General features: G+C 71.8%; 9 protein-coding genes. 6 read left to right on the top strand and 3 right to left on the bottom strand.

Annotation, left to right across the window (positions count from 1 at the left end):
* Positions 1–114 precede the first annotated feature (114 nt).
* Positions 115–1,104, top strand: coding sequence for a helix-turn-helix domain-containing protein (locus ACFVYN_RS12635; protein WP_389996529.1), 990 nt, complete (start codon positions 115–117; stop codon positions 1,102–1,104).
* A 15-nt stretch (positions 1,105–1,119) separates the two neighbouring features.
* Here ACFVYN_RS12635 and ACFVYN_RS12630 read toward each other — a convergent pair whose 3' ends face one another.
* A complete protein-coding gene (locus ACFVYN_RS12630; protein ID WP_389996526.1) occupies positions 1,120–1,473 on the bottom strand; it encodes a hypothetical protein in 354 nt (117 codons plus the stop codon).
* Between the two features lie 104 nt (positions 1,474–1,577).
* On the opposite strand from ACFVYN_RS12630, the gene ACFVYN_RS12625 reads away from it, so the two are divergent.
* From ACFVYN_RS12625 to ACFVYN_RS12615, 3 genes are all read left to right on the top strand, one after another.
* A complete protein-coding gene (locus tag ACFVYN_RS12625) occupies positions 1,578–2,036 on the top strand; it encodes a MarR family winged helix-turn-helix transcriptional regulator (RefSeq protein WP_389996523.1) in 459 nt (152 codons plus the stop codon).
* A gap of 141 nt (positions 2,037–2,177) precedes the next feature.
* Positions 2,178–2,444, top strand: coding sequence for a hypothetical protein (locus ACFVYN_RS12620; RefSeq protein WP_389996521.1), 267 nt, complete (start codon positions 2,178–2,180; stop codon positions 2,442–2,444).
* 131 nt (positions 2,445–2,575) lie between these two features.
* Positions 2,576–3,769, top strand: a complete 1,194-nt coding sequence (locus ACFVYN_RS12615) for a CaiB/BaiF CoA transferase family protein (protein WP_389996518.1) — start codon at positions 2,576–2,578, stop codon at positions 3,767–3,769.
* 19 nt (positions 3,770–3,788) lie between these two features.
* Here the strand turns inward: ACFVYN_RS12615 and ACFVYN_RS12610 are convergent, their stop codons facing one another.
* Positions 3,789–4,496, bottom strand: coding sequence for an SDR family oxidoreductase (locus ACFVYN_RS12610; RefSeq protein ID WP_389996515.1), 708 nt, complete (start codon positions 4,494–4,496; stop codon positions 3,789–3,791).
* Positions 4,497–4,599: 103 nt separating this feature from the next.
* On the opposite strand from ACFVYN_RS12610, the gene ACFVYN_RS12605 reads away from it, so the two are divergent.
* Positions 4,600–5,445 carry a helix-turn-helix domain-containing protein gene (locus ACFVYN_RS12605; protein ID WP_389996512.1) on the top strand — a complete coding sequence of 282 codons (846 nt, stop codon included), beginning with the start codon at positions 4,600–4,602 and terminating at the stop codon, positions 5,443–5,445.
* Positions 5,446–5,480: 35 nt separating this feature from the next.
* On the opposite strand, the gene ACFVYN_RS12600 is transcribed toward ACFVYN_RS12605, so the two are convergent.
* Entirely contained in the window at positions 5,481–6,332 is an 852-nt protein-coding gene (locus ACFVYN_RS12600) for a hypothetical protein (RefSeq protein WP_389996509.1), read from the bottom strand.
* A 216-nt stretch (positions 6,333–6,548) separates the two neighbouring features.
* Here ACFVYN_RS12600 and ACFVYN_RS12595 point away from each other — a divergent pair, with 216 nt between their 5' ends.
* Positions 6,549–7,226 (top strand): LuxR C-terminal-related transcriptional regulator, encoded by a 678-nt coding sequence (locus ACFVYN_RS12595; protein WP_389996506.1) that lies wholly within the window; start codon positions 6,549–6,551, stop codon positions 7,224–7,226.
* Positions 7,227–7,269: the final 43 nt, after the last annotated feature.

Below are 7,269 nucleotides of genomic sequence, written 5' to 3'. Positions count from 1 at the left end.
CGCGCCCGCACAGCGTCGCCGCACATCGATGCAGCCCCGCGCCTGTGGCCGCCCGACCGTCGTGAACCCCGCCGAGGACTCCTCCTGCCCCGTCCCATGGCGCACCATGGGCGTATGAAAGAGCTGGCCGGGCGCCTGACCGCCCTGGATCCGGATGCCGGAGCCGCTGTCCGGGTCATCGCCTACTTCGATCGGCTGTCCGAGTCCCGTGCCGGGCTGGAGGCTCTGGTGCGGGGGGCCGCCGTGCTGGCCGGGGTGCCTGCGCGGCTGGTCGACGCCGAGCGGCGGGTGCAGGTCCGGGTCGAGGCCGATGGGACGCGCCGGGATTCCGCGGCGCCCCCTGATCCCGGCTGGCCTTGCGCCGCCCTGGCGCCCGGTGGGGCCACCGCGCTCTGGCTGGAGCGGGCCGAGGCGGCGCCCAGTGTGGTCGACGCGGTGATCCTGGAGCGCGCCGCGGGGGCCGTACGGCTGGTGCTGGACCGTACGCGGGGACGCGCGCCCGCCGATGATCCCGCGCTGGTCGAGACCGTGCTGGATGCCGCCGCCCCCGAGACGGCCCGGCTGCACGCGGCACGTGGGCTCGGGCTGGACCCCGCGACCTCCGCGCGTGCGCTGGCCCCGCTCGACGGGCGGCCCCGGGTCGTGGCCGGCCGGGCGCACGCCGAACTTCCCCCGGGGCGGGTCGGGGTGGGCCCCGCCGTGCCCGTGCTCGATCTGCCGCGGTCCTGGGCGGACGCCCGCACCGCACTGCGGTTCACCGCAGAGGGCACGGCTCAGGATCCTGGACCGGCGGTCGTGTACGCCGACGAACTGGGCGGCGTCGCGCTGCTGGCCGGCCTCGTGGTGCCGGGCGCGGAGCCGCCGTCCGACGTCCAGGTGCTGGAGGCGGCCGGGGCGGGCACCCCCTGGCTGCTCGCCACGCTGCACGCCGTGGTCTCGACGGCCAGCCTGCGGGCGGCTGCCGCCGAGATCAACGTCCACCACTCAACACTGCAGGACCGACTGTCCCACGCGGAGCAGCTGCTGGGCTGGCCGCTGCGCACGCCTCAGGGCCGGCTGCGGCTGCAACTGGCCCTCGTGATGCGGCACTTGGCGCGGCCGTAGCGGGGGCCCCGAGGGTCAGCGGAACTCGTGCACGACTTCGATCCGGCCGACGATGTGCGCGTTGAAGTCGTCGAGCTCCTCGGCCGGGACCCACAGTTCGAGGATCGTGCGGCCGCCCGCCTGCTGGACGGGATAGCGGCTCAGGAAGTCCGACTCGACCTCGAAGCGGGTCACGAAGCCGGCGCCGTCGTGCTTGACGTTCCAGTCCCTGGCGATCCTCATCGCGTAGTCCTCGTTGAGGACCGGGTAGAAGATCGGTTGCTCGGGCAGCCTCGGCGGCCAGGCACGCCAGTCGAGTTCCCGGACCAGGTCCAGTTCCCTGGGGCCGGTCGGGCGCCAGAGGGTCGTGGTGGAGGGCCGGCTGGTCATCGGTGTCACTCTCTCAGGGTGTGGACGCGTGCGGGGTGGGATAGTTGCGCGCGCACTATAGAAGCAGACGCCGGAAGTTTCAGCGATGCAATATCCTGGGACCCATGACCGCCACGGACCCCGCGCTGACCGCTCTCGCCCAGGGCTGGTGCGCGCTCTCCCTGCTGCACGGGCGGATCGAGGCGCACATCGAGAAGGCCCTGCAGTCCGCTCACGACCTCAGCGTGCGCGAGTACTCCCTGCTCGACGTCCTGGGCCGCCAGCACGACGGTGAGGGCGGCCACCTGCAGATGAAGCAGGTCGCCGACGCCGTCGTCCTCAGCCAGAGCGCCACCACGCGTCTGGTCACCCGCCTCGAGGACCGCGGCCTGCTCTCCCGCTACCTCTGCCCCACCGACCGCCGCGGCATCTACACCGACGTCACCGACGCCGGCCGCACCCTTCTCGAACAGGCCCGCCCCACCAACGAGAAGGCGTTGCGAGAGGCCCTCGATCAAGCCGCCGCCAATCCCGAACTCGCTCCCCTCGTACGGGCTCTGGAAGCCCACGGCGTGCCGGCCTGAGTCGGTCTCCTCTCATCGGGGTGAGCGTCTCGTCGTCCCACCGCGTTTCCTGAGAATTGCCGACTGCCGCCATGGGCAAGGTGTTTGAGGACCCGCCGTGAAGGAACGCGACACATTCCGCGCAGAGGAACGGAGACCAGCGTGACGACGAGCCAGGCCACCACCCCCGACGAAGACATGTCGCTCACTCGGATAGAGCGTCTCGACGAGGAGATCATCGCGCTGCTGGCGCGCCGTCGCGAGATGGCTCAGGAGCTCCCCGCCCCGGCCCGGGCCCGCGCCGTCGACCCCGGTTTCGTGGAGGCCGTACGGGAGATCACCGACCGCTACCGACAGGAACTCGGCGGGGCCGGAGAACTCGTCGCGCGCGCGGTCATGGTGCTCTGCCACCCGGGCCGCCAGAACTGAGCGCCGGGCCGAGAGGGCCGTACAAAGGGGCGCGGGCGGCCTCGCCTGGACGTTGTGCGGTGGCGAACGCACAGGTCGCGGGGGCCTGCCGTCGTTGACACCCTCTCGGATCGGGCCGTACAAAGGGCCGCATGAGCGTGGCGCAGCTACCCCTGTCCGGGATCACGGTGGTCAGCCTGGAGCAGGCGGTGGCCGCGCCCTACGCGACCCGCCAGCTCGCCGATCTCGGCGCCCGGGTGATCAAGGTGGAGCGACCGGGCGAGGGCGACTTCGCCCGGCGCTACGACACGACCGTGCACGGCCACTCCAGCTACTTCGTGTGGCTCAACCGGTCCAAGGAGTCGCTCACCCTGGACCTGAAGGACCCGCGCGGCCTAGAGATCCTGCACCAACTCCTCGACGGTGCCGACGTGTTCGTCCAGAACCTGGCTCCGGGCGCGGCCGACCGGCTCGGTCTGGGCGCGGACGTCCTCGCCGAGCGCTGGCCGCGGCTGATCCCGTGCACGATCTCCGGCTACGGCACGGACGGACCGTGGGCCGACCGCAAGGCGTACGACCTGCTGGTCCAGTGCCAGACGGGCCTGGTGTCGCTGACCGGGACCGCCGAGGAGACCGCACGGGTCGGGATCTCCGTCGCCGACATCGCGGCCGGGATGTACGCCTACAGCGGCATCCTGACCGCCCTGTACACCCGCGCCACCACCGGCAGGGCCCACCCGGTGGAGGTGTCCCTGTTCGAGGCACTGGCCGAGTGGATGAGCCAGCCGGCCAACTACACGCGCTACGGCGGCAGTCAGCCACCGCGTCTGGGCACCCAGCACGCCACGATCGCCCCGTACGGCGCCTTCAGGGCCGCCGACGGCCACGACGTGCTCTTCTCCGTCCAGAACGAACGCGAGTGGAACGTCCTGTGCGCCGAATTCCTACGGCGGCCCGAGCTGGCCGGGGATCCGCGCTTCGCCACCGGCTCGGCCCGGGTCGCCCACCGCGAGGAGATCAACGCCGTGGTCGCCGAGCGGATCAGCCGTTCCGAGGCCGCGCAGGTCCTGAAGGACCTGGAGGGCATCGGCATCGCCTGCGCCGGGGTCAACGACGTCGCCGCGTTCCTCGACCACCCGGTCCTGGCCGCCCGCGGCCGCTGGCACGAGGTCGCCGTCCCGGGCGGTGCCACGGTGGAGGCGCTGCTGCCCCCGGCCGACCTGGCGGGACTGCCCGCCCGCATGTACCCGGTGCCGGGGGTGGGCGAGCACACCGAGGCGATCCTCACGCAACTCGGCCGTACCGGCGACGACATCGCCGCGCTGCGCGCGGACGGGGTCGTCTGACCCCCGCCTCACCCGGCTGTCACCAGGGCAGCGGGCCCTTGGCGTCGAAGTAGCCGCCGGTCGGGCCGTCCGGGCCGACCTGCGTCATGCGGACGATGATCTCGGCGCCCTCCGCCACGGTCTGCGTGCCCGTGTTGCCGTTCAGGTCGGTCTTGGTGAATCCGGGCTCCACGGAGTTGATCCGCATGGCCGGGAACGCCTTCGCGTACTGCACGGTGAGCATGTTGAGCGCGGTCTTGGAGGTCGGGTAGGCGATGCCCGGGTAGAAGTGCGCGGGGTGGTCCGGGTCGGAGAGGTGGGTCAGCGAGGCCAGGCCGCTGCTGACGTTGACCACGACGGGGGCGGCCGAGCGCTGGAGCAGCGGCAGGAAGGCGTGCAGGACGCGGACGACGCCGAAGACGTTCGTCTCGAAGGTGGTGCGCATGTGGTCGGCGGTCACCGTCTGAGCGACCGGCACGCTGTTGTCCTCGGTCCGGGTCTCGATCCCGGCGTTGTTGATCAGGACGTCCAGGCCGCCCGCGGCCTCAAGGGTCTTGGCCGCGGCCTCGACGGAGGCGTCGTCGGTGACGTCCAGCTGCACGAACCGCGCCCCGAGTTCGTCGGCGGCGCGCCGGCCGCGCTCGGCGTCACGGGCGCCGACGTAGACGGTGTGGCCCGCGGTGATGAGCCGGCGGGCGGTCTCGAAGCCGAGGCCCTTGTTCGCTCCGGTGATGAGTGTTGTCGTCATGCCGACCAGGTTGCCGGACCACGACGGGGTCAGCCAGGAGACCCCTCTTCCTGGGACTGGCGGTACCAGGCACATCGGCGGCCGGCGGTGTTGACTGAAAGGCATGGCGGCAACAGAACTGGGACAGGCGCTGCGGCGCTGGCGCGACCGGGTTCCTCCGGACGCGGCCGGGCTGCCCTCGGGTGGCCATCGCCGCGCGGCCGGGCTGCGGCGCGAGGAGCTGGCCCTGCTGGCCGGCATCTCGGTCGACTACGTCACGCGTCTCGAACAGGGGCGTGCGGCCAACCCGTCCGTGCAGGTCGTCGAGGCGCTGGCCCGGGCGCTGCGGCTCTCGGCGGACGAGCGGACGTATCTCTTCGGCCTCGCGGGACTGGTGCCGCCGGGCCCGGAGGTCGTGCCCGCTTTCATCACCCCCAGTGTGCAGCGGCTGCTGGACCGGCTGGTCGACACCCCCGTCGCGGTCTCCGACGCGGCCATGACGCTGTTGCTTGCCAACCCGATGTACGCGGCCCTGATGGGTGATCCGTCCATCCTGCGCGGCTTCGAACGCAACGGCGTGTGGCGCAACTTCACGGGGATGCCGAGCCGGGTGCGACACACCCCGGAGGAACGGCGTGACTTCGAGGCGGGCATGGTCGCCGAGCTGCGCGCGACCGCCGCCCGGTATCCCGCGGACCGCCAACTCCCAGCCCTGATAGCGGAGTTGCGCGCGAGGAGCGAGCGGTTCGCGGAGCTGTGGGACGCGGGGGTGGTGGGCCGTCTCGCCGCCTCGCGCAAGACGATCGAGCATCCGCAGGTCGGCACGCTCACGCTCGACTGCGACCTGCTCCGGGTGGAGGAGAACGACCTCCACATCCTCGTGTACTCGGCCGAGCCGGGCACCGAGGCCGCCGAGAAGCTGCGGCTGCTCTCGGTGCTCGGCACGCAGAACCTGGTGGAGAGCGGCTAGCGGAGCTTCTGCTTCCGCGCCGGCCGCCCGTGTCCTCAGTAGCCGTACCGGCTCTTCAGGTGGCGCCAGAAGTCGCGCAGCATCCACTTGTCGAAGTCGGTGATCCGGGTCGCGCTGCCCGCGTTCATCAGGAAGCAGCACTGGCCGGTCGGGGTCCAGTCGTAGAAGTCGTCGAGGCCGAAGGTGTGGCCGACCTCATGGAGGTAGATGTGGATGTCCTCCTGGGCGAGGGCCCCGGTGAAGTACTCCTGGCCGACGCGCTGGCCCCAGTCCCCGCCCGCGCCGCCCTGGAAGCCCTTGGTGAGCCAGAGCGACTGGTCGTAGTGGCGGGCCGTGCCGCCGGGGCATTTCGCGTAGTTGCCGTCCTGGTGGAAGAAGCGGCCGCAGTCGGGGGCGCACTGCGGGGCGCCGCCGGAGTCGAGGTTCCCGGCGTAGATGTCGACCGAGTCGTCGGTCCACTGCAGGGTCGAGCGGTTCTTCACCGCCCAGCCGACGATGTTGACGGGCACGGTGGTGTACGGCCAGGCGTTGGTGCCGGTGCCGTTGTCGAGCATGGCCGCCATCCACTTGCCGAACTGCTTCTTCAGCGCGGCGTGCACCTGGTCGCGGAGGGCGGCGCTGACCGGGGTGTCGGACTCCCACCGGACGCAGTAGTTGACGCTTCCCCGGTTGGCCATGACCTGGTCCCAGCCGTAGTTGCGGAAGCCGTAGAGGTCGGAGTAGGTCGACTCGACGTGGTTCCACACCTCGCCCAGCGGTTGCACGAGACCTGCGGGCGGGTTCCAGTTGTCCGCCGCCTGTGCGGGGGGCGCCGTGACGGCGGGGGTCGCGAGTACCGCGAGCAGGGCGGCGAGGACGGTGGCGAGACGCACGATGCGGGTGCGCATGGAGTGAACTCCTCTCGTGGGGGCCGGGATTCACCGTGGGGTCGCCGCCGGGCCGCCCCGGGTTGCCCCTGATCGTGACCGAAATACGCGGCTGGAATGTGAGCCACCCCACGACCGACACGCTCCCGTAGCGAGTGCCCTGGAGTTACGCTGATCCCCACGAGAACGAAACCGTTTCGTTCAGCACATGTCCGCTGGACGAGGATGGAGCAGGCCATGACCAGCGTCCTCATCGCCACCGGCCAGTCACTTCAGCGGGTCGGCCTCCGCATGCTCCTCGAGTCCCAGTCCGACCTGACCGTCGTCGGCGAGGCGGCACGCGGGCCGGAGGCAGTCCGGCTGAGCGCGCTGCTACGGCCGGACGTCGTCCTGCTGGACGGCCGCAGCCCCGGCACGGACACCGTCGAGACCGTCCGCCGTCTCGCCCACACGCCGGACGGGCACGCCCCGCACGTCCTGCTGCTCACCGCCGGCGACGACACCTACCCCTACGGCGCCCTGCGCGCCGGAGCTGCCGGACACCTTCCGGAGGACGCCACCGCCGACGAACTGGTCGCGGCCGTCCGGGTGGTGGCCGCCGGTGACGTCGTCGTCTCCCCCGGTCTGACCCGCGCGCTCATCGACGCCGTGCGCAGCCGGAGCGCCCTCGAGGACTCCGTCCCGGGCAACCGGCTGGACACCCTCACCGGTCGCGAGCGCGATGTGCTCACCGCGGTCGCCTCGGGCGACTCCAACGCCGAGATCGCCGACCGGCTCTCCATCGCCCCGACCACCGCGAAGTCCCACGTCAGCAACATCCTCACCAAGATCGGCGCCCGCGGCCGGGTCCAGGCGGTGGTCTTCGCCTACGAGTCGGGCCTGGTCCGGCCCACGCAGCACGTACTGCACGCGTGAAGGGCCTCTTCTGACAGCACAAGGTGGAGCGTCCCCGCGGGCG

The organism is Streptomyces sp. NPDC058307, assembly GCF_042880295.1.
In the GTDB taxonomy this organism is placed as follows: Bacteria; Actinomycetota; Actinomycetes; order Streptomycetales; family Streptomycetaceae; genus Streptomyces.
The sequence above is the reverse complement of the archived record's forward strand: the minus strand, read 5'-3'. Positions and strand labels throughout refer to the sequence as shown.